Source organism: Arthrobacter sp. B1I2 (genome assembly GCF_030816485.1).
Taxonomy (GTDB): Bacteria; Actinomycetota; Actinomycetes; order Actinomycetales; family Micrococcaceae; genus Arthrobacter.
In genome coordinates, this window is the sequence record NZ_JAUSYC010000001.1 from 717,911 (window position 1) to 739,962 (window position 22,052).

General features: G+C 65.5%; 24 protein-coding genes. 5 read left to right on the forward strand and 19 right to left on the reverse strand.

Annotation, left to right across the window (positions count from 1 at the left end; translation table 11 throughout):
* Together QFZ57_RS03330 and QFZ57_RS03335 are read right to left on the reverse strand one after the other, a co-directional pair.
* A complete protein-coding gene (locus QFZ57_RS03330) occupies window positions 1-993 on the reverse strand; it encodes a carbohydrate ABC transporter permease (RefSeq protein WP_373461175.1) in 993 nt (330 codons plus the stop codon).
* A gap of 2 nt (window positions 994-995) precedes the next feature.
* Window positions 996-2,288 carry an ABC transporter substrate-binding protein gene (locus QFZ57_RS03335; RefSeq protein ID WP_306897947.1) on the reverse strand — a complete coding sequence of 431 codons (1,293 nt, stop codon included), beginning with the start codon at window positions 2,286-2,288 and terminating at the stop codon, window positions 996-998.
* 294 nt (window positions 2,289-2,582) lie between these two features.
* Between QFZ57_RS03335 and QFZ57_RS03340 the strand changes: the two genes are divergently transcribed.
* Window positions 2,583-4,514 (forward strand): adenylyl cyclase, encoded by a 1,932-nt coding sequence (locus QFZ57_RS03340; RefSeq protein ID WP_373461176.1) that lies wholly within the window; start codon window positions 2,583-2,585, stop codon window positions 4,512-4,514.
* Window positions 4,515-4,583: 69 nt separating this feature from the next.
* Here the strand turns inward: QFZ57_RS03340 and QFZ57_RS03345 are convergent, their stop codons facing one another.
* The 12 genes from QFZ57_RS03345 to arfA form a co-directional block, all read right to left on the reverse strand.
* The gene (locus tag QFZ57_RS03345) at window positions 4,584-5,624 is read right to left on the reverse strand and encodes a HoxN/HupN/NixA family nickel/cobalt transporter (protein ID WP_306897951.1); all 1,041 of its coding nucleotides are present in this window, start codon (window positions 5,622-5,624) and stop codon (window positions 4,584-4,586) included.
* On the reverse strand, window positions 5,624-6,454 hold the full coding sequence (locus QFZ57_RS03350; protein WP_306901518.1) for an urease accessory protein UreD: 831 nt from the start codon (window positions 6,452-6,454) through the stop codon (window positions 5,624-5,626). Before QFZ57_RS03350 ends, QFZ57_RS03345 begins: the two co-directional genes overlap by 1 nt.
* Window positions 6,455-6,597: 143 nt before the next feature.
* Window positions 6,598-7,215: an urease accessory protein UreG gene (gene ureG, locus QFZ57_RS03355; RefSeq protein ID WP_306897953.1), complete on the reverse strand. Its 618-nt coding sequence runs from the start codon at window positions 7,213-7,215 to the stop codon at window positions 6,598-6,600.
* 27 nt (window positions 7,216-7,242) lie between these two features.
* The gene (locus QFZ57_RS03360) at window positions 7,243-7,911 is read right to left on the reverse strand and encodes an urease accessory protein UreF (protein ID WP_306897955.1); all 669 of its coding nucleotides are present in this window, start codon (window positions 7,909-7,911) and stop codon (window positions 7,243-7,245) included.
* Between the two features lie 144 nt (window positions 7,912-8,055).
* Window positions 8,056-8,535 (reverse strand): urease accessory protein UreE, encoded by a 480-nt coding sequence (ureE, locus tag QFZ57_RS03365; protein WP_306897957.1) that lies wholly within the window; start codon window positions 8,533-8,535, stop codon window positions 8,056-8,058.
* Between the two features lie 27 nt (window positions 8,536-8,562).
* Complete coding sequence (ureC, locus tag QFZ57_RS03370) at window positions 8,563-10,320, reverse strand: urease subunit alpha (RefSeq protein WP_306897958.1); 1,758 nt, start codon at window positions 10,318-10,320, stop codon at window positions 8,563-8,565.
* Window positions 10,317-10,655: an urease subunit beta gene (locus tag QFZ57_RS03375; protein ID WP_306629051.1), complete on the reverse strand. Its 339-nt coding sequence runs from the start codon at window positions 10,653-10,655 to the stop codon at window positions 10,317-10,319. The genes ureC and QFZ57_RS03375 overlap by 4 nt, the downstream gene beginning before the upstream one ends.
* A gap of 11 nt (window positions 10,656-10,666) precedes the next feature.
* Window positions 10,667-10,969, reverse strand: a complete 303-nt coding sequence (locus QFZ57_RS03380) for an urease subunit gamma (RefSeq protein ID WP_306629052.1) — start codon at window positions 10,967-10,969, stop codon at window positions 10,667-10,669.
* Window positions 10,970-11,066: 97 nt separating this feature from the next.
* Window positions 11,067-11,618 carry a cysteine hydrolase family protein gene (locus QFZ57_RS03385; protein ID WP_306629053.1) on the reverse strand — a complete coding sequence of 184 codons (552 nt, stop codon included), beginning with the start codon at window positions 11,616-11,618 and terminating at the stop codon, window positions 11,067-11,069.
* Between the two features lie 95 nt (window positions 11,619-11,713).
* Entirely contained in the window at window positions 11,714-12,718 is a 1,005-nt protein-coding gene (locus QFZ57_RS03390) for a LacI family DNA-binding transcriptional regulator (RefSeq protein ID WP_306897962.1), read from the reverse strand.
* Window positions 12,718-13,305, reverse strand: coding sequence for an HhH-GPD-type base excision DNA repair protein (locus tag QFZ57_RS03395; protein WP_306897964.1), 588 nt, complete (start codon window positions 13,303-13,305; stop codon window positions 12,718-12,720). Before QFZ57_RS03395 ends, QFZ57_RS03390 begins: the two co-directional genes overlap by 1 nt.
* 129 nt (window positions 13,306-13,434) lie before the next feature.
* Window positions 13,435-14,961, reverse strand: a complete 1,527-nt coding sequence (gene arfA / locus QFZ57_RS03400) for an arabinosylfuranosidase ArfA (RefSeq protein WP_306897966.1) — start codon at window positions 14,959-14,961, stop codon at window positions 13,435-13,437.
* Between the two features lie 369 nt (window positions 14,962-15,330).
* On the opposite strand from arfA, the gene QFZ57_RS03405 reads away from it, so the two are divergent.
* Window positions 15,331-16,131, forward strand: coding sequence for an ANTAR domain-containing response regulator (locus QFZ57_RS03405; RefSeq protein WP_306897968.1), 801 nt, complete (start codon window positions 15,331-15,333; stop codon window positions 16,129-16,131).
* 73 nt (window positions 16,132-16,204) lie between these two features.
* The gene (locus QFZ57_RS03410) at window positions 16,205-16,678 is read left to right on the forward strand and encodes a hypothetical protein (protein ID WP_306897970.1); all 474 of its coding nucleotides are present in this window, start codon (window positions 16,205-16,207) and stop codon (window positions 16,676-16,678) included.
* Here QFZ57_RS03410 and QFZ57_RS03415 read toward each other — a convergent pair.
* The 5 genes from QFZ57_RS03415 to QFZ57_RS03435 all read right to left on the reverse strand — a co-directional run bounded on the left by QFZ57_RS03415 (window position 16,668) and on the right by QFZ57_RS03435 (window position 20,884).
* On the reverse strand, window positions 16,668-17,447 hold the full coding sequence (locus tag QFZ57_RS03415) for an anti-sigma factor (protein WP_306629059.1): 780 nt from the start codon (window positions 17,445-17,447) through the stop codon (window positions 16,668-16,670). The two genes, QFZ57_RS03410 and QFZ57_RS03415, sit on opposite strands and share 11 nt — an antisense overlap.
* Window positions 17,434-18,012: an RNA polymerase sigma factor gene (locus QFZ57_RS03420; protein WP_306629060.1), complete on the reverse strand. Its 579-nt coding sequence runs from the start codon at window positions 18,010-18,012 to the stop codon at window positions 17,434-17,436. The genes QFZ57_RS03415 and QFZ57_RS03420 overlap by 14 nt, the downstream gene beginning before the upstream one ends.
* Before the next feature lie 51 nt (window positions 18,013-18,063).
* Window positions 18,064-18,795 (reverse strand): class F sortase, encoded by a 732-nt coding sequence (locus tag QFZ57_RS03425; RefSeq protein ID WP_306897973.1) that lies wholly within the window; start codon window positions 18,793-18,795, stop codon window positions 18,064-18,066.
* A gap of 111 nt (window positions 18,796-18,906) precedes the next feature.
* Window positions 18,907-19,743 (reverse strand): DUF4397 domain-containing protein, encoded by an 837-nt coding sequence (locus QFZ57_RS03430; protein ID WP_306897975.1) that lies wholly within the window; start codon window positions 19,741-19,743, stop codon window positions 18,907-18,909.
* 121 nt (window positions 19,744-19,864) lie between these two features.
* Window positions 19,865-20,884: a LacI family DNA-binding transcriptional regulator gene (locus QFZ57_RS03435; RefSeq protein ID WP_306897978.1), complete on the reverse strand. Its 1,020-nt coding sequence runs from the start codon at window positions 20,882-20,884 to the stop codon at window positions 19,865-19,867.
* A 143-nt stretch (window positions 20,885-21,027) separates the two neighbouring features.
* Between QFZ57_RS03435 and QFZ57_RS03440 the strand changes: the two genes are divergently transcribed.
* Window positions 21,028-21,369 carry a YciI family protein gene (locus QFZ57_RS03440; protein WP_306897980.1) on the forward strand — a complete coding sequence of 114 codons (342 nt, stop codon included), beginning with the start codon at window positions 21,028-21,030 and terminating at the stop codon, window positions 21,367-21,369.
* A gap of 61 nt (window positions 21,370-21,430) precedes the next feature.
* The gene (locus tag QFZ57_RS03445) at window positions 21,431-22,024 is read left to right on the forward strand and encodes a M23 family metallopeptidase (RefSeq protein WP_306897982.1); all 594 of its coding nucleotides are present in this window, start codon (window positions 21,431-21,433) and stop codon (window positions 22,022-22,024) included.
* Window positions 22,025-22,052 lie beyond the last annotated feature (28 nt).

The window sequence follows — 22,052 nt, forward strand, 5'->3', positions numbered from 1 at the left end:
TCACTTGCGGCCTCCCTGGCTGGCGATGCGCTTGGTGACGATGAAATTGAGGAGGGCGATCAGCACGATGATGAGGAAGAGCAGCCACGCCACTGCGGAGGCCCGGCCGAAGTTCCGCTGGCCCCAGCCCAGCTCCCAGATGTACATGGTCAGCGTCTGCCACTGCCTGTCCGCTCCGCCCAGGCCGGACTGGTCGAACACTCGTGGCTCATCGAAAACCTGGAGCCCACCGATAGTTGAGGTGATGACGACGAAGATCACTGTGGGGCGAAGCATGGGCACCGTTACGGAGAAGAACTGGCGCAGGCGGCCGGCTCCGTCGATCGTTGCCGCCTCGAACACGTCCCTCGGGATCGCCTGCATGGCAGCAAGGAAAATCAGCGCGTTGTAGCCCGTCCACCGGAAGTTAACCATGGTGGCGATGGCCGCATGGCTTGCCAGCGAATCCGAATGCCAGCGGACCGGGTCAAGGCCCACTGCCTTCAGCATCTCGTTGATCAGCCCGAACTGGTCTGCAAAAAGGTTGTTGAAGATCAGCCCCACCGCCACGGGCGCGACGACGAACGGCACCAGGACCCCCATCCGCCAAAACGTCCTGGCCCTCAGGTTCGCATCCAGAACCGCCGCAATCACCAGTGCGATGGCAACCTGGGGAACCGAGGACAGGATGAAGATGCTGAAGGTGTTGCCAACAGCATTCCAGAAGTAGGGCTGGGCCACTACGAAGGCATAGTTTTCCAGTCCCGCGAACTTTCCCTGCCCTCCGATGAGGTTCCAGTTATGAAGTGAGACCCATGCCGTGTACACAAGCGGGAAGAGACCCGTGATGGCAAAAAGGATGAAGAACGGGGAGATATAGAGATAGGGGGACAGCCTGACATCCCACTTGGAAGCCCTGTGGGAGAACGCGAGGCGCCGGACGCTCTTTTCCTCATTCATGGCGTGGAGGTTGCGCCCGGCGCTTGGCGGTTTGACCCGGTCGGTGACAGCCACGACTAGAGCGACTTCACCGCGGCAACGAACTTATCCCAGGAGGAGGCGGCGTCGTCCGTCTTGTCGACGTCCACCCGGGTGAGGGCCTGCTGCATGGCATCGTTGATGGCAAAGAACTTGGCGCCCTTGAACGGGGTCACCTCAACAGCCTTGGCACGCTCGGCAAAGATCTCGCCGGTAGGGGCACCATTGAAGAATGCGTTGGTCTGGCCAAGCAGTTCGCTGCTGTCCAGGGCCTCCTTCTGGCTGGGGAAGGTGCCCTTTGCGGTGAACGCCTTGATCTGTTGCTCCGGCGCCGTCAGCCAACCGGCCAGCTTCTTGGCCTCAGCCTGGTGCGCGCCCTGGGTGGGAACGGTCAGGTAGGACCCACCCCAGTTTCCGCCGCCGCCGGGAAAGACGTTGGCTACGTCCCAGCCAGTGACTCCTGCCGCATTGCCTTCAATGACACCGAGCATCCAGCCGGGGCAGAGAGTGGTGGCGAAAGCTCCACTCTGGAAGCCGGCGGCCCAGTCGTCGCTCCACTGCTTGAGGTGGGCGGACAGCCCGTCCTCCGTGGAAGCTTTCAACACCTGGCTGTAGATGTCCTTTACCTTCTGGTTTTCAGTAGCGATGACGGTGCCGTCCTCGTTCTCGTAAACCTTCTCCAACTGGTTGCTCATGCCTTGGTAGATGGCCCCGGCAGAATCGAACCATGCAGCGCCCGGAGCGGCCGCCTTGAATTTTCGGCCGGCGTCGAAGTAGCTGTCCCAGGTTCCGCCAAGCATCCTGGCCACCTCAGCGCGGTCGGTGGGCAATCCCGCCTTCTTGAACAATTCGGCGTTGTAGCAAACGGCTTCGGGCCCGGAGTCCGTGCCGTAACCGAGGAGCTTGCCGTCAGGAGTCGTGGCGGCCTGGGCCTTCCAGTCCAGCCATCGTCCCTCCACAGCCGGGTCACTGAGGTCGGCAAACTTGTCGGGGTACTGGAGCAGTTCCGGCAGCCAGTCCACCTCGATGCCTTCGATATCGGACAGTCCAGAGCCGGCAGCCAGGCGTGTGGTGAGGTTGTCCCTCGCCTCGTTGGTGGTGGCAGCCTTTTTGTGCTCAATGGTGACGTTCGGGTTCAGTTCTTCATACTCATCAAAGAGTTTTTCGTAGCCGAATTCGTTGAAGGTGGCGACAGTAAGGGTGACCGGCTTGGAGCCGGTGGCCTCATTCACACCGCCCTTTTCAGGGGCCGCGGATCCGCAGGCCGAAAGCGACATGGCCAGGCAGACGGCGGCAGCCGAAAGCAGGGAAAACTTGCCGGAATTTTTCACAGGGGAGGACTCCTTTGTCTAAAAGATTTTCCGCACTTCCCCGCAGGATGCGGCCACAGATGCGACAGGTGCCGGGAAGGGAGAGAGCAGACGCACACCCGTCGTGGGAGCGCTTCCACGCCATGGTGTCGCAGTTCACAAAGCATGTCAAGGAGGGTGGGAGCGCTCCCTCAAACCCTTGCCGCCGTAAAAGCGCGATGTTACGCTTCCCCGACGGGAGCGCTCCCACCACCCTATGGGTGCTTACACGAGAGGGCCCCGTTCAAACCCGCCGCACCAATGACAGGACCAGCAATGCCGCTAGCCCAACGCCCTGACACGTCGCAACCCGCCCCGGCATCGCGCCGGCACCACTCCAGCCTTTTTGCCACCAGCACCGCCCTTCTCATCGGACTTCTCGCCGCCAGTGGCAACGCTTCAGCCCATGCTTCACCGTCAGTACTGCCGCAGGGATCACCACAGCAGGTCCAAGCTTCACCAGCGGGGCCACTACGGGCGGCCCAGCATCCATTCGGACCCAATGTCTACGTTTTCGATCCGAGCATGCCAGTGGCGCAAATCCAAGCCACGGTGGACTCCATTGCGGCGCAGCAGGTGGACGACGAGATGGGGACCAAGCGCTACTCACTGCTGTTCAAGCCCGGCACTTATGGCACCCCGGAGGAGCCGCTGATTGTCCAGGTGGGCTACTCAACGGAGGTTGCGGGGCTGGGTGCTGCACCTACCGATGTCACCATCAACGGTCATGTTGACGTTTACAACCGTTGCCTGACCGCGGACAACTGTATCGCGCTGAACAACTTCTGGCGTTCGCTGTCCAATCTCACCATCAACGTCACGGGACTTGAAGGCTGCCGCAGCTCAGCGAATTTCTGGGCAGCTTCACAGGCCTCCCCCATGCGCCGGGTCAACATCGCCGGCGGCAACCTCTCCCTGATGGACTACTGCACCGCCGGACCGCAGTACGCCAGTGGGGGTTTTATTGCGGATTCAAAGGCTGGTGCGGTCATAAACGGCTCCCAGCAGCAATACCTGGTGCGTGACAGCAGCATAGGAAGCTGGTCCAACGGAGTCTGGAACCAGGTGTTCTCGGGCGTGGGCGGGGCACCTGCGGATTCCTTCCCCAACCCGCCGTACACCACGCTGACCAGCACCCCGATAAGCCGCGAGAAGCCATACCTGACTTTGGATTCAGCTGGCCAGTACAGCGTGTTCGTGCCTGCCGTCCGTCAGGACTCCGCCGGGACCACCTGGGAAAACGGTCCCACGGAGGGCCGCAGCATCCCCTTGGCCGACTTTTATGTCGCAACCCCCAAAGATTCGGTCCAGACCATCAACTCCCAGCTGGCCAGGGGAAAGAACCTGATCCTCACCCCGGGGGTTTACGACGTTGACCGGAGCATCGAGGTCAAGCGCGCAGGAACCGTGGTTCTTGGGCTGGGCATGGCAACACTCACCGCTGTCAATGGAGCAGTTCCCCTGACGGTCGCAGACGTACCCGGTGTCGATATCGCCGCCGTTACCGTTGATGCCGGCGAGGTAAATTCACCGGCCCTGATGCGGATCGGCAAGGCCGCCGAGGGTGCGGGAGGCGGGTCGGCCAACTCGCCCGTGCACAGCGACCCCGCGAACCCCACCACACTCCACGACGTGTTCTTCCGGATCGGCGGCCCGCACGTCGGCAAAGCCTCGGTCAGCCTGGAGGTCAACAGCGACAATGTCCTGCTGGACCACATCTGGGCCTGGCGGGCAGACCACGGGAACGGCGTCGGCTGGACAACCAACACGGGCAGGAACGGCGTCATCATCAACGGTGACAACGTCACCGCGACGGGCCTGTTCGTGGAGCATTACCAGCAGTACAACGTCATCTGGAACGGCGAAGGCGGCAAGACGGTCTTCTTCCAGAATGAACTGCCCTACGATGCGCCCAACCAGGCAGCCTGGCAGCACGACGGGGTCCTCGGCTGGGCAGGCTACAAGGTCTCGGATTCCGTCAAGGCCCACGAACTGTGGGGCGGTGGCAGCTACGTGTACAACAACGTGGACCCCACCATCCACGCTACCCGGGGCTTCGAGGTGCCCGTAACGCCCGGAGTGAAGCTTCATAGCCTTTTGACAGTGAATCTTGGCGCGGGGACGCTGGATCACGTTGTTAACGACACAGGCGCACCGGTTTCGACCGATGCCGTCGGGGTTCCCAGCTACGTAGCCGACTTCGGCTAAAGAGGCCAAGGAGCCAGTCAGGACCGGCGGAGGGCGCGGTGCAGGCAGTCAAGCCGGCACCGCGCCCGACTATTGGTGCCGGGACCGCCTCAACTTCAGCACCGCCGCGGCCCAGGCGGCCAGCAGGACACCCACGAGCAGCAGGCCGGCGTCGCCCAGGTCGATGGATCCCAGCCACGCAGTCAGCGGGTCTTGGAGGGCAAACGCCGCGTGGGCGAAACCGCCCAGCGTGACCACCGCAATGAACAGCGCCGACACCGCGGAAATGCCGGTGACCAGCGCGTTGAAGCCAAGCTTCCGCTGGGGATCGTCCAGCGCTGAGCGGTACATCCGCATCATGGCCATCCCGTTCACCGAGTCGCACAGGGTCATCGCGGCAGCGAAGGCAAGCGGCAGCGCGAGCAAGGCGAAGGGCGGCACCCCGGCCAGCGAGGCCGCCGTCGTCATCATCAGCAGCCCGATGGTAGTGGCGGTATCGAACCCCAGGCCAAACAGGAAGCCGATCACGTAGATGTTCCGTGGCCGGCGCACCCGGGACAGCGGCCGCCCGAGGAGCCGTACCACCATGCCCTGCGGCTCCAGGTCCCGGGGGTTGATGGCGGCGCCGGTCCGCGCCCTGCGGTACGCTTTGGCCGAACACGCGAACGCGGAGCCGTTGAACAAACCCATGGTCAGCAGGAACAGCCCGGACACGCCGCTGCCGATCAGCCCCAGGACCACGCTTCCGGCCGTCCCCTCCTGCATCAGCCCGCCCACCATGGACGCGCCGGCGATCACCAGCACGCCGGCCAGGGTCACCACCGAACTGTGGCCCAGGCTGAAGGCGAAGCCCACGCTCACAGGGTCCTGCCGCTGCGCCACGAACTTCCGCGTGGAGTTGTCGATGGCAGCCAGGTGGTCCCAGTCGTAGCTGTGCTTCACGCCCGCCAGGTAAGCGGTGAGGACCAGTCCCCCGGACAGTGCCTGCGAACGGTCAGCGCCGGTGTTCCCGGCAAACAGAAGTACGACGGCGGCAGCATGGAGCGCGGCCACCGCACCAAAGGTGAACAGCGCCCGGATCCGAAGCGGCAGTGCGTCCCGTTCCCGGTAGAGGGCGGCGATGCTGGTCATCAGTGCTTCCTCAGGTCCAATGGCTCTTGGCCGTACCAGCGGTGGCGGAGCAAATCGGTACAGGATCGAAGCAGTCGGTTCAGTTCGTCGGTGCTGTTGGAGAGGCTCCGCAGCACCAGCCCCGTGGTCCCTGCTACGGTGCGGGTCAGCGAGATACCGGTCAGGGCTTCCCGGCCGGCGGTGAGCAGGTGCAGTTCGTCGGCGAGCGCCTGATCCACGCGGGCGTCCACCACCACCAGCGACCCCAGGTGGCTGTAGCCCTCCATGAAGCCGAGCCCGGTGATGTCATGCAGCGGCGGCCGGATCAGCAGGTTGTCCAACGCCAGCAGCTCCGTCCCTTGGCCGGTTTCAACATGGACCTCGTTGCGCAGCCGGACTTCTTCGTAGCGGAAGGCCGCTCCGTCCGGGGACCAGCCGGGTGTCACCACTTCCGCCATGACAAGGCTCGACGACGGGCGCAGGGTCACGCAGGTCCGTTGCCGGTAGCTGGCCTCCCGGTAGGCGATGAGCTGGTCCGGCATGAGTTCCAGCCGCGCCCCCTCCCCCAGCCGGACATTCATCCGCTGCTCGGCAAACGACCCGGGAGTCCGGTAAACCTTCGTAGCGGACTGAGTGGTCAACAGCAGCGAGGCGCAGTCCCCCACTTCCACATCAATGACAAAGAGATCAGCCCCAAGATAAGCCCCGCCTGGATTCACAACGACATAACAAACCTGCCCGGACTCATCCAGATAATGAGGTCGCAACACCCGAAGAGCGCCCTCGTGGAACTGGCGCGAGGCAACCGACTGGCCGCCACGAATACCGACGCCCAGCTCAAGCCGCCCCATTGGTGCCTGTCCGTGGCTGGGTCCGGCGGCTTCGCCGGATTTGGGGCCGTGCCCGCTCCGCGGTGCCCGCCACGCCGCGGCCCCAAAATCCGGCCTCGCCGCCTCAACGAGTACGTCACCTTTGCGCAGGTCCATAGCCATGTCTATTGCGCCAAGTCGAGCATTAAGACGTCGTGCCGGATCCAATCAATGACCTTGTCCAGGCCCTCGTCAGTTTTCAGGTTAGTGAAACAAAAAGGCCTATCCCCTCTAAAGTCCTTCGAATCTTTCTCCATTACACTCAAATCGGCACCCACGTGGGGGGCGAGGTCGGTTTTGTTGATGATGAAGAGGTCGGACTTGATCATGCCCTGGCCGGCTTTGCGGGGGATTTTCTCGCCTTGGGCAACGTCGATGATGTAAATGGAGAAGTCCACGAGTTCGGGACTGAAGGTGGCGGAGAGGTTGTCGCCGCCGGATTCGACGAAGATGACCTGCAGGTCGGGGTGCCGGGCTTTGAGTTCCTCAATGGCGGCGGTGTTCATGGAGGTGTCTTCGCGGATGGCGGTATGGGGGCAGCCGCCGGTTTCGACGCCGATGATCCGGTCCACGGGCAGGATGCCGTTGGCGGCAAGGATTTTGGCGTCCTCGATGGTGTAGATGTCGTTGGTGATGGCAGCCATGGAGATCTCACCGCTCATGTGCCGGGTGAGCCGCTCCACGAGCTGGGTTTTGCCGGCGCCGACGGGGCCGCCGATGCCGATCTTGATGGGTTCGCTCATTGTTTCCTCCTTGAATTCAAAGCACAGCTAGCTCATGAACATCCGGGCGCGTTGGCGCTCGTGCCGCATTTGCGAAATTTCCAGTCCGGGGCTGACGGCGCCCAAGTCGTCCGGCGTGAGGCGGGCGATGCTGTCGATGGCGGCAGCGACGTCGTCGTGCGCTTTCCTGAGCACCCGCTGCCCGGCGTTTTGGCCGAGCGGGACGGCGCGGACGGCGTTCTGCGTCAGCGAGGTGACAGCTGCGAAGAGGTAGGCGGCGAGCGCTTCCTGCAGCGGCACCCCAAGGGAACGGGCGACGACGGCGAACGCCAACGGCTGGTGCCCGGCGGCAAGGCCTGCACCCACCAGGTCCCGGTACAGTGCCAGCGCAGCCGAAGGAAACACCTCCCCACCAATTTCGAGCAACCGAAGCCCCATCTTGCAACTGGCCTCCCGAACCTGCCGGGGCAACAGCGAAGCCGTAAGCAGCGAGTCCAGTTCCCCAAGATCAACCCCCTCAAAGAGAAGGCGAATGGCCAATCCATCAGAGTAAGTAAGCTGCTGCCCCACAAAAGCAGAGAGCCACACTCCGAATGACTCCTCATCAAAAACGAGCCCGGCGTCGACATAAGTCTCAAACCCAAGCGAGTGCGCAAAAGCCCCAGTAGGAAGCGCAGAGTCGGTGAGCTGTTGAAGTGCAAGCTGATACCCACTCACTGAAGGCGCACCCAAGGTGAGGAACCCAAGCGACGCGAGGGATATGGGGCCGCGGCGTGGCGGGCACCGCGAAGCGGGCACGGCCCCATATCCCTCGCGGCGTCCCTAGCCCGCACCTCAATGGAAGCGTGCAGCGCATTAACCTCAGTGCGAGTGCTCAGCATGGCGGAAAGGTACAGGCATGACGCGTTCCTGGCGGGTGTAGGGCACTGAGTTGTGGCGGAGGTAGTCCTCGACGGTGTGGTCGTAGGCGCACACCATGACGTCGGCCCCGTACTCGGACGAAGCATCGAAGAACTGGGCCTGGAGGTGCCGGTTGCCGAGGGAGTGGGCCACGACGCCCATTTCGGGGATGCTCCGGGGCGCGATCACGAGCACGTCGGTGGGCAGGACTGACACCACGATCATGTTGGACTCTTCCACGTGGAGGATGTCGCCGTCGCGGAGGTCCCCGGACCCGGCCGGGAGGCGGATGCCGATCTCCTTGCCGTGGTCTGTGGTGGCGCGCTGGATGCGTTTGACCAGCTGGGCGCTGGGGAGAACCACTTTTTCCCGGTGGAGGCCGGCGTAGGTTTCGGGGTCCGGCAGGTCGTTCAGGTTGCCGAGGATTTTTTCGATGATCACGTAGTTCTCCGAAAGTTGGATGGAGGTCTAGAACAGGAAGTAGCGCTGCGCCATGGGCAGCACGTCAACGGGGTCGCAGGTGACATCTTCGCCGTCGACCGTCACCTGGTAGGTTTCCGGGTCCACCTGGATGTCCGGGGTGGCGTCGTTGTACTTCAGGTCTGCCTTGGTGAGCGTGCGGATGCCGGAGACGGGCCGGATGACCTTCTCCAGCCCCAGTTCCTCGGGCACGCCGGCGTCGATTGCGGCCTGCGACAGGAAGGTGATGGAGGACTGCTGCATGGCCCTGCCGAAGGTCGCGAACATGGGCCGCATGGTGCGCGGCTGCGGGGTGGGGATCGAAGCGTTCGCATCCCCCATCAGCGCGTAGGCGATCTGCCCGCCCTTGAGCACCAGTTCCGGTTTGACGCCGAAGAACGCGGGATCCCACAGCACCAGGTCGGCGAACTTGCCCACTTCCACGGACCCCACGGAGTCCGCGATGCCCTGGGCGATGGCAGGGTTGATGGTGTACTTGGCCACGTAGCGCTTGATCCGGAAGTTGTCGCTGCCTGGCGAGCCGTGGGCACCCGGGGCTGTCCCGCCGTCGGCCTCGTCCAAACCCCCGCGCTGCTTCTTCATCTTGTCCGCAACCTGCCACGTGCGGGTGATCACCTCGCCCACCCGGCCCATGGCCTGGGAGTCGGAGGAAGTGATGGAGAAGATGCCCAGGTCCTGCAGGACGTCCTCTGCGGCGATGGTTTCGGCGCGGATGCGCGAATCGGCGAAGGCCACGTCCTCGGGGATGTCCGGGTTGAGGTGGTGGCAAACCATCAGCATGTCCAGGTGCTCTTCGATGGTGTTCCGCGTGTACGGCAGCGTGGGGTTGGTGGAGGCCGGCAGGACGTTGGGCATGCCGGCGATCTTGATGATGTCCGGCGCGTGGCCGCCGCCGGCGCCTTCGGTGTGGAAGGTGTGGATCACGCGGCCGCCGATGGCCCGGATGGTGTCCTCCACGAAGCCGCACTCGTTGAGGGTGTCGGTGTGAATGGCCACCTGGACGTCGTATTCGTCGGCCACCTTCAACGAGGTGTCAATGGAGGAATGCGTGGCGCCCCAGTCCTCGTGGACCTTCAGCCCGATGGCACCGGCGCGGATCTGCTCGGCGAGGGGTTCGACGGCGGACGCGTGGCCCTTGCCGAACAGGCCGATGTTCATGGGGAGTCCCTCGGCGGCCTGCAGCATCCGCTGGATGTGCCACTTTCCGGGGGTGACGGTGGTGGCTTTGGTGCCTTCGGCCGGGCCGGTGCCGCCGCCGATCATGGTGGTGACGCCACTGGCGAGGGCGGTGGGCACCTGGTCCGGGGAAATGAAGTGGATGTGCGTGTCGATGCCGCCAGCGGTGAGGATCTTCCGCTCCCCCGCGATGATCTCCGTGCCGGCGCCGATCACGATGTCCACACCGTCGGTGATCTGCGGATTGCCGGCTTTGCCGATCCGGAAGATGTGCCCGTCCTTCAGCGCGATGTCCGCTTTGTAGATGCCGGTGTAATCCAGGATGACCGCGTTGGTGATCACGGTGTCCGGGATGGCGCTGCCCTGGCCGTCATCGTCCCTGACCGCCTGGCCGTTCTGGCCCATGCCGTCACGGATTACCTTGCCGCCGCCGAACACCACTTCCTCGCCGTAGACGGTGTGGTCTTTTTCGATCTCCAGGAACAGCTCGGTGTCAGCCAGGCGGATCTTGTCCCCCGTCGTGGGGCCGTACAGGTCCGCGTACTGACGGCGTGGAATCTCGAAGCTCACTTGGCATCCCCTTCCAGGCGGGTGCCGCCGTCGAGCGGTCCATTCACTGCGTTGCTGAGCCCGTACACCTCGCGGTGCCCTGCCAGTTTGATCAGCCGCACGTTGCGGGAGTCCCCCGGTTCAAACCGGGCAGCCGTTCCTGCGGGAATGTCCAGGCGCCGGCCGTATGCGGTGTCCCGGTCGAAGGACAAGGCCGTGTTGGCCTCGGCGAAGTGGAAGTGGGAGCCCACCTGGACGGGCCGGTCGCCGGTGTTGGTCACGGCCACCTCGATCGCGTCCCTGCCCGCGTTCGCGGTCACGGGCTCCGGCCGGAGGACGTACTCGCCTGGAATCATTGCGGCGCTCCTTAGCGGATCGGGTTGTGGACGGTGACCAGCTTGGTGCCGTCCGGGAAGGTGGCCTCGATCTGCACGTCGTGGATCATTTCCGGCACACCTTCCATGACGTCCCCGCGGGAGAGGAGGGTGGTGCCGTAGCTCATCAGGTCCGCCACTGTGCGGCCGTCCCGGGCGCCCTCGATCAGTTCGTAGCTGATGATGGCCACGGCCTCGGGGTAGTTGAGTTTCAGGCCGCGGGACTGCCGGCGCCGGGCCAGGTCCGCGGCCACCACGATCAGAAGCTTTTCCTGCTCACGCGGCATCAGATGCATGGAGTTCCCTTCGACGGCCAACGGCGTGGGGTCCAGCGTAAACCCGGCACGTTTCCACCACGTTTCAGCAGCGTCAGGCAGCTCTATCCGGCCGCGTTCACCCGCTGAGCCGGGCCAGGATCTCGTCGCTGGACTGGACGGGCTGGCGGTAGGTGCTGGAGAGGATGCGGAGCATGTCGGCGGCGTCCTGGTCCGCCTCGGATGCCATGGCGTCCTTCGCATACGTCACGCGGATGTTGTGCGCGAATGCGTCCGCAGCCGTCTGGGCGATGCAGTTGTGGGTGGAAACTCCGGCGAGCACCACCTCATCCGCGTTCCAGTTCCGCAGCCGGGCCAGCAGGTTGGTGCCCACGAACGCACTGTCCCTCGTCTTGTTCAGCTGCGGCAGGTCTTCGGTGATGAGCCCCGGCACAGACCGGGCCTGCTCGCTGCCGCGGAAGATGAAGCCCTGGTCGTCGTCGAGCATGCTGAGGGTCCAGGTGGATTTGTCCCGCTCATGTTCGGTGCCCACCAGAAGGGCCGCGTGTCCGGCTGCCTTGAAGCTTTCCAGCAGCCGGTTGCACTCACTGACCACCCGCTCCTGCTGGGCTGCCAGTTCGGGTGTTTCGAAGAATGCGTTCTGCATGTCGATGACCAGGAGGGCAATCATGGGGGCACCTTTCCTTCTCTTGAACCGGTGCCATAGGCGTACCCGCAGGCGGAGCGGGCCAAACCTGCAGTGCGAAACCTGCAGTGTCCGGGAAACTAGGGCGCGGACTGCCGGATCTTCAGCTCGAACCCGGCCTTCACGTGCACGCCCGCACCGGAGGTCTCACGGCCGCCTATCCGGTCCAGCAGCAGGCCGATGGACCTCTCCGCGATCTCATCCATGCCCGGCGAGACGGTGGTCAGGGACGGGGACGCGAACCGGGCTTCGTCGATGTCGTCAAAGCCGGCCACCGCCACTTCCTGCGGCACCTTGACCCCGCGGATCAGGAGTTCGTGCAATGCGCCCAGTGCCAGGACATCATTCAGCCCGAAGACGGCGTCGAATTCCACGCCGGATTCCAGGAGCCGGGCCACGGCGGCCGCACCCGCGTCGCGGCGCCACTCGGCGGGTGCCACCAGCGCGGGGTCGAACGGGACGCCGGCCTCCTCGAGTGCCTTCCGGTACCCGTTCAGCCGCAGGCCCGCGCTGCCGGAGGACTCCCCGGCGTTCGCTCCGATGACAGCAATACGACGGCGGCCGCCAGCCAGCAGGTGCGCTGTGAGCGAAGCCGCGGCTTCCTCGTTTTTCATGGTGACCAGGTCAAAGCGGGGATCCATGATGTGCTCACCGAGCATCACCAACGGCTTGTTGCCGGCCCGTGCGGCAATGGCGTCCGCGTCCACCACCAGCGGCGTGAACAACAGGCCGTCCGTGAGCTGCCGGAACGTCCCCTGCAGGGCACTGAGTTCAACGGGTTCCTCGGCGTCGGACTGCTCCACCAGCACCCGGTAGCCGTGGCGGGAGGCGGCCTTCATCAGCTTGGAGGCCAGCTCGGCGTAGTACGGGGCGGAGAGGTCGGACAGGACCAGGCCCAGCATGGAGGTTTTGCCGGACCGGAGGCTGCGGGCCGTAAGGTTGGCCTCGTAGCCCAGCTCCGCGATGGCGTCCTGCACCCGCTGCTTGGTGGCCGGACGGATGAATTCGTAGTCGTTCAGGACATTGGAAACGGTCTTGAGGGAAACGCCCGCCGCCCGTGCGACGTCATTCATGGTGACTGCCATTAACGTTCTTTTCCTGCTTTCGCTGCCGCCTTGGCGGCCTGCTTGCTGGCGCGGACCTTCGCCAGGGATTCCGGATCCACGATGTCTGCCACTGAGAGGTAGCTGCCGTCCTCACCGTAATGTCCCGCGGCTTCACGCCACCCGGGCGCTTCGAGGCCCCGCTGCTTGCCCAGGAGGGCCAGGAAGATTCTGGCCTTCTGCTCGCCGAACCCGGGCAGGGCCTTGAGCCGGCGCAGCACCTCCGCGCCGTCCGGTGAGCCCTTGGTCCAAATGGCGGCGGCGTCACCGTCCCACTCGTTCTGGACTGCCTCGGCGAGCGCCTGCACGCGTGCAGCCATGGAGCCGGGGAAACGGTGGACGGCGGGCCGTTCCTTGAATACCTCCACGAATTCCTGGGGATCGTGGGCGGCAATGGCCTCCGGCTTCAGCGACCCGATCCGGGTGCGGATCTTCTCGGGCCCGGCGAAGGCCGATTCCATGGTTACCTGCTGGTCCAGCAGCATGCCGGTCAGCAGGGCGAAAGCGTCCTCACTCAACAACTTGTCCGCAGCGGGATCGCCCGTGATGTGCAGTTCCATGCGGTCCATCCTCCCACCTGCGGCCCCGCCGTCGTCATAGGGGCGCCCCCGCCCTCCCCGCCCAGGAGTTTTTGGACAGATACCGTGACTCCAAGCGACGGGAAGTCCCCGTACCTGCCCAAAAACTCCGGGGGTGGGTCAGGAACCGACCGCCAGCCGGATCATGGACCATGACACTGCCGGGAGTTCGGCGGTGAGCTGGCCGCCGTCGACCTTTACCGTGCCGTTTTCCGATGGCAGGACGGAGGTGGAATCATCCGCGCTTGCCTGCCAGTACGGGTCCTTGTTGGCGTAGGTCAGCGCCTCCACCACCCGGACATTGCCCAGCCTGGCCACGGAAGCGTCGAGCGTAAGCGCCTGGTCGGCCGACCGATTGACGGCGAACACCACGGCCCCGCCCTTGTCCGCGTCATAGGTCGCGACGGCGGACAGCGCGGCGACGTCGGCGGTCTTGCCGCCGCTGACCAGCGGGGATTCGACGGCGAGCTGCAGCACGGTGCCGGACGCGTGCCGGGATGTCAGGGCGAAGGGGTGGAAGGTGGTCTGCTTCCACGAGCGGCCGCCGGGCTCGGTCATGATGGGCGCGATGACGTTGACCAGCTGCGCCAGGCTTGCCGAGTGGACGCGGTCCGTGTTCCGGAGCAGGGTGACCAGGAGGTCGCCCACCACCACGGCGTCCGCCACCGTGTAGGTGTCCTCCAGCAGGACGGGGGCCACCGGCCAGTCCTTGCCGGTGGGCACCTTGGACTCGTCCCGGCTCATGTGCCAGACGTTCCACTCGTCGAAGGAGATGTTCACCTGTTTGCTGGATTTCTTCACCGACTTCACGTGGTCGATGTGGCTGACGAGGTCGCGGATGAAGGCTTCCATTTTGTGACCGGCGGCGAGGTGTTCCTGCAGGTCGCCGAAGTCCTCAAAGTACTGGTGCGCGGAGATCAGGTCCACGAGCTCGTAGGTTTCCGCCAGGACCACGCGCTCCCATTCACCGAAGGTGGGCATGGTGGGCCCGGAACTGCCGCAGGCCACCAGTTCCAGGTCGGGATCGATCATGCGCATGCCGCGCGCCGTGTCGGCGGCAAGGCGGCCGTATTCCAGGGCATTCTTGTGCCCGATCTGCCAGGGGCCGTCCATTTCGTTGCCCAGGCACCACATCCTGATGCCGTAGCCCTTTTCTGCGCCGTTGGCCCGGCGCTGTTCCGAAAGGGACGTGCCGGCGTCGATGTTGCAGTACTCCAGGAGGTCCAGCGCCTCCTGGGTGCCGCGCGTACCGAGGTTGACCGCCATCATGGGCTCCACGCCGGCTTTGGCACACCACGCAGCGAACTCGTCAGCGCCCACGGTGTTGGGGTCGGTGGAGTGCCAGGCCAGGTCCAGCCGCACGGGGCGCTGGTCCACCGGGCCCACGCCGTCCTCCCACCGGTAGCCGGAAACAAAGTTTCCGCCCGGGTAACGCACCGTTGACACGCCCAGTTCGCGGGTGAGCTCGAGGACGTCGCTGCGGAAGCCGGCCCCGTCAGCGTCCGGGTGGTCAGGCTCAAAGATGCCGGTGTACACGCACCGGCCAAGGTGTTCCACAAAGGCACCGAAAGTACGACGGCGGACCGGCCCCACGGCGAAGGAGGGGTCGATGGTGATTTTTGCTGCGGCGGGTTCTGGCTGGGTCACGAAGGCATCCTCGGCTTGGCTTTTACAACGTTATAGAAATATTGTTGGCGGCCCTGCTTCCGGAGTCAAGTGTTTTGTCCAGCCGGGTCCAAGTAATACCTAATTGAAAAGACAGGTACCGGTTACGCATTCACCGAAGGCCGGGCGGCAATTAGGTTTTTCACAGAGACAAGACCTGTTCTGCTTCCCGGTACTTGGCTCACTAGGGGGTGTGAGACTGGAATGCATGCACGACAGGTAAACCCAGGCTTCCCGGTCCATAGGACACGGGTAATAAGCGGGGCCGGCGACGAGGAGTCCTTTGAGACCAAGGGCTCTCCCCCAGCCGTCGCCGGCCCTCTTTCTTCAGGGAACGCCCGCAGGGGCCGTGTGCCCCATCCGGAAGCAGGAGGCCATCAACGGGGCGCGCCACGGAACCCGGCCCTCGTTCTGGACCTGGTCAACGGTGCGCAGACCCTGTCCGATTCGCTTGACCTGCTGGTGGCTGCCTCGGCTGGGCATGTGGCCAGGACTGCCGGGATCGACGTCGGGTGCGGCCTGGTGCTGCACCAGCCCAAGCGGGTTCCTTCCATTACAGGCACCACAAATGAGGTGGTGCGCCTGCTGGACTGGGAACGTGAAAGCGCCGAGGGGCCGGTTACTGACGTGATGTCCGGCGGCCACCCGGTTGCGGTGCTCCAGAGGAACGGGGACTTCCGGTGGCAGCGATACTCCGCACAGTTGCAGTTGTCCGGGTTTGGCAGCGCACTGGCGGTGAGGCTCCGCCTGGACACCGACAACCCCGCAGATGACCAGGCCGACGGGCACAAGGTCCCCGGCCAGACGAGCGCCGCGCTTGCCTTCTTCGCATGCGACTCGAAAGCCTTCCCGCTGCAGGCCATTGCCGAGGCACGCACGTTTGCCGCGCTGGCAACCCAAAGCCTGCAGATGGCCATCAACCTGCACGCGGCCCGCTCACTGGCCACCGACCTCCGCTCGGCCCTGGACAGCCGCACGTCCATTAATGTTGCCTGCGGCGTGATCATGGCCCAGAACAGATGCTCCTACCAGGAGGCCTTCGCCATCCTCGCCAAGGCTTCGAGCCACCGGAACATCAAGGTGCGCAAGGTGGCAGAGGAGCTGCTGGACCGGCTGCCGGAAGGTCCGCCGCACTCGCACTTCGGCCGCTGACCGCCCCCTGGTTCACCCGCACCCGATTGGGTAGGGAACAATGAGGACCAGGCAGCGCGGGAGGGGCGGACGGATGGAAAACACGCAGCCGATTGCCCGCGGTACGCGCATCAGCGCCTTCACCTGGCTGGCCGGACCCTTGGGCACCGTCCTCGGACTGGCCGCGCACATTGCGGGCGGGGGCCAGTCACCCGCAATCGCCATCGTGGCCGCACTGGCGGCGCTGCTGAGCCTGGGCGCCGTGGTCCTGGAGCGGCTGGCCTCCGCGCAGCTTCCCGGCTGGGCAGTCCTGTTGGTGTCCGCCGTCGCACAACAACTGCTGCATCTTGCCTTCGCAGCCTTTTCCGCGGCCAATGCCGTCCCGTTGCCGGGCCACGTCCATGGCGGCCTGCCTGCACCGGATGTTCCGCCGTCGCCTGGCGCTCCGGCCGCCCACTCGCTGCACCTGATGCTGTACCTGCATGCCGGCGCCGCGCTGGTAACCGCCGGCGCTGTGGCCCAGTGGAACAGGATCACCGGGTGGGCACGGGCACTTGTCAGGACGTAAGGGTGCCCCTGGCGATGCTCACGCTGGAGTGGGCAGGGTTGCCGTCCAGGGGCTCGTCTGAAACATCCACCACCGGGTACTGGGAGAGGTCCAGGCCGGGGGGCACCTGGAACGTTCCGGACGTGGAATTCATGACGCCGAGGCTCACCAGCCGGGAAAGGTCCGGCGCGATCAACCACACCTCCTGGTAGCCCCTGGCTTCATCCTTGTCGAGGCTGATCTCGAGGCTGCGGGAACCATCGGCGGTCGTCACCACCTTGGCGGATCCTTCAGCGGAGTGCTGCGCCAACGGCGTCAGCTGGGCAGCGGCCAGTTGCTGGGGCTGGGGCGGCCGGTTCAAGGTCCACACCGCGCCAAAAACCACCAGGACGGCCGCCGCCGCCGCTGCCATCCAGGTACCGGGGCGCTGCCACCACGCGGCCTTTGTCCGCGGACGGATAGGAATAACGTTCGACGGCGGCTGGTCGCCGGGTGCCGCCGTCGCGGCAGGACCCGCTGGACCTTCCCCGGCTGAGCCCGCGGCCAGCGGATCCTCCCTGAGGGAATCAGCAAGCCCCAGTTCCCGGTGGATTCCAGCCCACACTTGCGGCCCGGGAACCGTCAAACGGCTGGTGTCGGGGGCCGTCTTTACCGCTTCCACCGTCCGGCGAAGGGCGGCATAGTCCGCGGCGCACTCGGGGCAGGCCGCCAGGTGCTCCCGGCCACCCGGGTCACCCCAGTCGTCATAGAGCGCCAGGAGGCTCAACTGTTCCGGATCAAGATGCGGCATGGTCTACCTCCAATCTGCTTCTTAGGTGCGACAGGCTGCGGCGGATGTGGCTCTTGACGGTACCAAGGGGCAGGCCCAGTTTGCGCGAGATCTGCTCGTGCGTCAGGTCCTCGTAAAAGGCGAGCTTCATGATCGAACCCTGAGGCTCCCCCAGCCGCTCCAGTTCGCCGTCCAGGAGCAGGCGGTCCGCCAGCATCTCCGCCGCTTCCGTTCCTGTTCCTGCATCTTCCGCCATGCCGGCTCCGGCCGCCGCGAAGGCCTTGCGGGCTTCCCGGGCTGCCGCCGAGTGGGCATCCGTAATGGCATTACGGGTGATTCCCACAATCCACGCCGGAAGCCTGGCCACCTGCGGATTGAAGGTGCTCCGCGAACGCCAGGCCCGGATGAAGACTTCCTGGGTCACGTCGTCCGCCGCCGCTCGGTCCGGAAGGGAACGCAGGGCCAGGGTGTGCACCAGGGGCGCGAACTCGCGGTAGGCCGCCGCCAGCGCATGCTCATCCCCGGCCAGGAAGGAGTCGGTCAGTGCGTCATCCCACCCGCGGGAAGCGTGCCCGGGAAGCGTCACAGGGCGACTCCTTCCCGGCTTCGGCGCACGAGTTACATAGGTGGCCACCGATCATCCAGGGACTGCGGTGACAATCACATTGTCACTGTAGTCCATCCGCTCGTCCAGCCATCTGCCGCCGCAGGTGACCAGCTTCAGTTCATGCGGACCGGTCCGGCGGAACAGCGACCCGCCGTCGAACTGGTCCTTCGCCATCAGTTCCACCCGCACCACCCGGTACGTGAGCGCCGGAGCGCCGTCCCGCCCCACCCGGATGACGGTTCCGGCGGCGAGGGACTTCAGTGCCGAGAACGGGGCCCGGTCGGAGGTGGTGTCGATGTGTCCGGCGATCACCGCCGCTCCTTCAGCCGCTCCCGGCGCCGGGCCGAATTTGTACCAGGCGGCCCGGTCGAAGACGTCAGGTATTTCCATCGCTCCCCCGGCGGACACTCCCCCGGGCACCACCGGCATGTTGATCGCTGTGCCCGCCACGGTGAGTGACGTTGGTCCAGGCACAACCGTGGCTGCGGCCGGCGGAGTCGCCGGCCGCAGCGGGATGGCGCTGGGGGCATTAACAGCCGGGCCGGCCGGGCCACCGGGAGCGGAAGCAGCCGGCGGCTGCGGGGAGTTCGACGGGGCCGGCGGACTGCTTGCGGCCAAAGGCGGTGCCGGCTGCGTGGAAACCGCGGTACTGGCGGAACCGCAACCGGACAGAACCAGCGCAGCAGCCACCATCGCTGCTGCGGCGGCGCCTGCGGTACGCCGAGGGCGGTACTCCCTTTCCGGCGTCGTGGGTGCCTTCATGCCTGCCGCCTCCCTCCGTGTGTTGTGTGCGTGTGGCTGGATCAGCGCAGGGGCCCGTCCGTGGATGTCCGGCCGGGCCCCTGCGCTTTGGTACTTCAGGCTTCTGTCCGGTTACAGCTCCGCCCGCCGGGTGCGGACCGCGCGGGCTGCGCCCACCGCCCCTGCCAGGAGGGCCAGCGCTGCCAGGCCAAACCCTGCGGTGGCAACGGCAGTGCCCGCTCCACCGGCATCCTTGGAACCGTCAAGGGCACCCGGCACCGAAGCCGGCGCGGAGTGCAGGCCCTCGATGGTCTGCACGGCGAGTTTCAGGTTCTGGTCGGCAAGGCTGCCCCAGGCGTAGACGATGGTGTGGGTCCCCTCAGCCACCGTCACGTCCGCCGGACCGATCACCGGGGTGGTGGTTCCGGCGGCGGCAACTGCGGCCGGGACAGTGCCGGGATCAAGTGCCAGGGTCTGCTCGTTCGGGTTGGCCAGGTTGCTGATAACGGCGGTGCCGCCTGCCAGGACATCGACGGCGGGGGCCGCGGCCGCATGCCGAACAGTGAGTTTGCCCTTCCCGGCGGGGATCTGGGACACATCATTAGTGAAGAGGCTGGCGGTGGGTTTGCCGTCGGCGCCCAGGTGGGCCGCTGCCGTGTAGTTTCCGTTTGCGGCAAGGTTGACGCTGACGGGACCAATGGCGGGTGCGGACGCGTCGGCGGCGTCGGCTGCCGTGATGGCAATCTCGTAGGTGCCGGCGGGAAGGGCGAGCGGCCCGGCAAGGGTTCCCGGGGTGAAATCATCCAGGGTGCGGTCGCCGTTGACCCAGACGTCAACGGTCAGTCCGGGAACGCCGTGCAGCACCGACAGCTGGGCATCCCCTCCTGCTGCCTGGGCGGGACCGGCCAGAGCGATTGCGGCTGCAATGGCTGCTGCACCGGCACCTGCGGTGAAGATTTTGTTGCGCATGTCTATCTCCTAGAACGGCCCGGCTGTCGGGCGTTTTTTGCTGACACCCCTACTACCGGCGCAGCCCCCGGTTTGGATGCAGAATCATGGAAATATTTTTTTGGCTGTTCGGGCCGGCTGGTTATGCGGACGCGGGTGCTGCGGTGCTGGCACGGCGGACCAGCACCGGTTCCACCACGGTGGAGCTCACCTCGGCACCGGACTCGATTTCCTTCAGCATGATGTCCATGCAGCGCCGCCCCAGCTCCTCGAAGTCCTGGCGGACGGTGGTCAGCGGGGGCGTGAAGTACCCCGCCTCCGGCTGGTCGTCGAAGCCCACCACGGAGACGTCGTCGGGCACCCTGACCCCTGCCTCGGTGAACGCGCGCAGCAGGCCCAGGGCCATCTGGTCATTGCCCACGAAGATGGCAGTGGCTGTGCGTCCGGATGCCAGCTTGCGGCCGATGGCGTAGCCGCTGCCCGCGCTCCAGTCCCCTTCCACCAGCAGGGACTCGTCCAGCCCCGCTTGCCGCAGCGCAGCACGCCACCCCTCCGCGCGTTCGGCGCCGTCCGTCCAGTCAGGCGGGCCTGCGATATGCCCGATCTGCCGGTGGCCTTCCTTGATGAGATGTTCGACGGCGAGCCTGGCGCCCGCGCGCTGGTCCACCATGGCCCCGCTGATGGATGCGCTGCCGGCGGATCCGACAGCCACCACTGGCACGGGAAGGTTCATTTGCTCCAGCACGGCGAGGGTGTCCGAGTGCGGCACCAGCACGGCGATCCCGTCGACGGCCTGGTCCATGAAGTGGCCCACGGCGTCGGATATGGTGTCCCGGCTGACTTCCCGCAGGGCCGCGATGCTGACAAAGTAGCCGGCGTTGCGGGCGGCGTGTTCAACCCCCAGCAGGGTGTTCGCCGGGCCGTACTGGGAAAGTTCACTTGCCAGCACGCCAATGGTCTGCGAGCGCCGCGTGACCAGGCTCCGGGCGGCGGTGTTGCGCCGGTATCCCAATTCCGCAATGGCCGCCTCCACCTTTTCCCGGGTCGCCTTGCTGACGTTGGGGTGGTTGTTCACCACGCGGGAGACGGTCTGGTGGGAGACGCCGGCAACCTTGGCCACGTCTTCCAGGCGCGGCATCCGGCCCTTGCTGGTTTTTCCCATGTGCCTATTGTGCCTGTTGCCATGTTTGCGCACCCGGTACTGGCATCACCGGTCACGGGGCCACGCGGTTGAATCCTTGCGCGGCGCCGGCCGGGTGGGAAGGATGAAGGTGATCCCGTGTCTGCAACGAAGGAGCCAGCGGAATGACCAAGTACCTGATCTCGTTTCCCAGCGGTGCCATGGACATCCCGGATGGGGGCCTGCAGGCGGTATCGGACGCATCGCACGCCGTTGTCCAGGAGGCGAAGGACGCCGGCGTCTGGGTCTTCGGCGGCGGCATCGATGAGAGTGTTCCGCCCGTGATGGTCGACGGCGCCGGTACCGTGAGCGAGGGCACCTACCCCCAGACGGCGCAGATCGAAGGCGGCTACGCCGTGCTGGAACTGCCCACCTACGACGCTGCGCTGCATTGGGCAGCGAAGATTGCCGCAGCCTGCCGCTGCGCGCAGGAAGTGCGCGCTTTCGGATACGACCCCGCCAGCTGACCTGTGAAGTCCAGTGAACCGTGAAGCCCGGGGAACGGTGAATCCGCCAGATTCGGTCCACTTGGAGTATCCGTTCGCGGGGCACTGGCTGGTGCAGAATTCACCCGCGGACCGCGTACCCAGCCACGGAACACGGCTCTTCGCCACGAGCCACTCCATCGACTTCACGCCCGTGGACCGGAACGGGCGGTTCGCACCGATGACCCTGGCATCGCTGTTCCTGCCCGAGCCGCCGGAACGGTTCGTGGGGTTTGGCAGGGCTGTGACGGCACCGCTCTCCGGGGTTGTGCGGGCCGTCCATGACGGGGAACCGGACCACGCCGCTTTTCGCGGCTTCCCATCGGTTGGCTACGCGGCCACGCAGGCAAAGCGGGTGCGGGAGGGGTGGCTTGGCCTTGCAGGCAACCATGTGATCATCGAGCGGGATGGGGTGTTTGTCGCCCTGTGCCACCTGCGGCGCGGGAGCGTCTGCGTGCGGCCGGGCCAGCTGGTGGAGTGCGGGGAGGTGGTGGCGGGTTGCGGCAACTCCGGCAACAGCACCGAACCGCATGTGCACGTGCAGGCGATGGATTCCGCAGACCCCCAAAGGGCTTCCGCCGTTTCCATCTTGTTCCCTGGCGGTCTGCCGCGGAACGGAATTGTTGTATCTGCCTGAGTCCGGCTGTCTGGCTGGATCGCGGCGC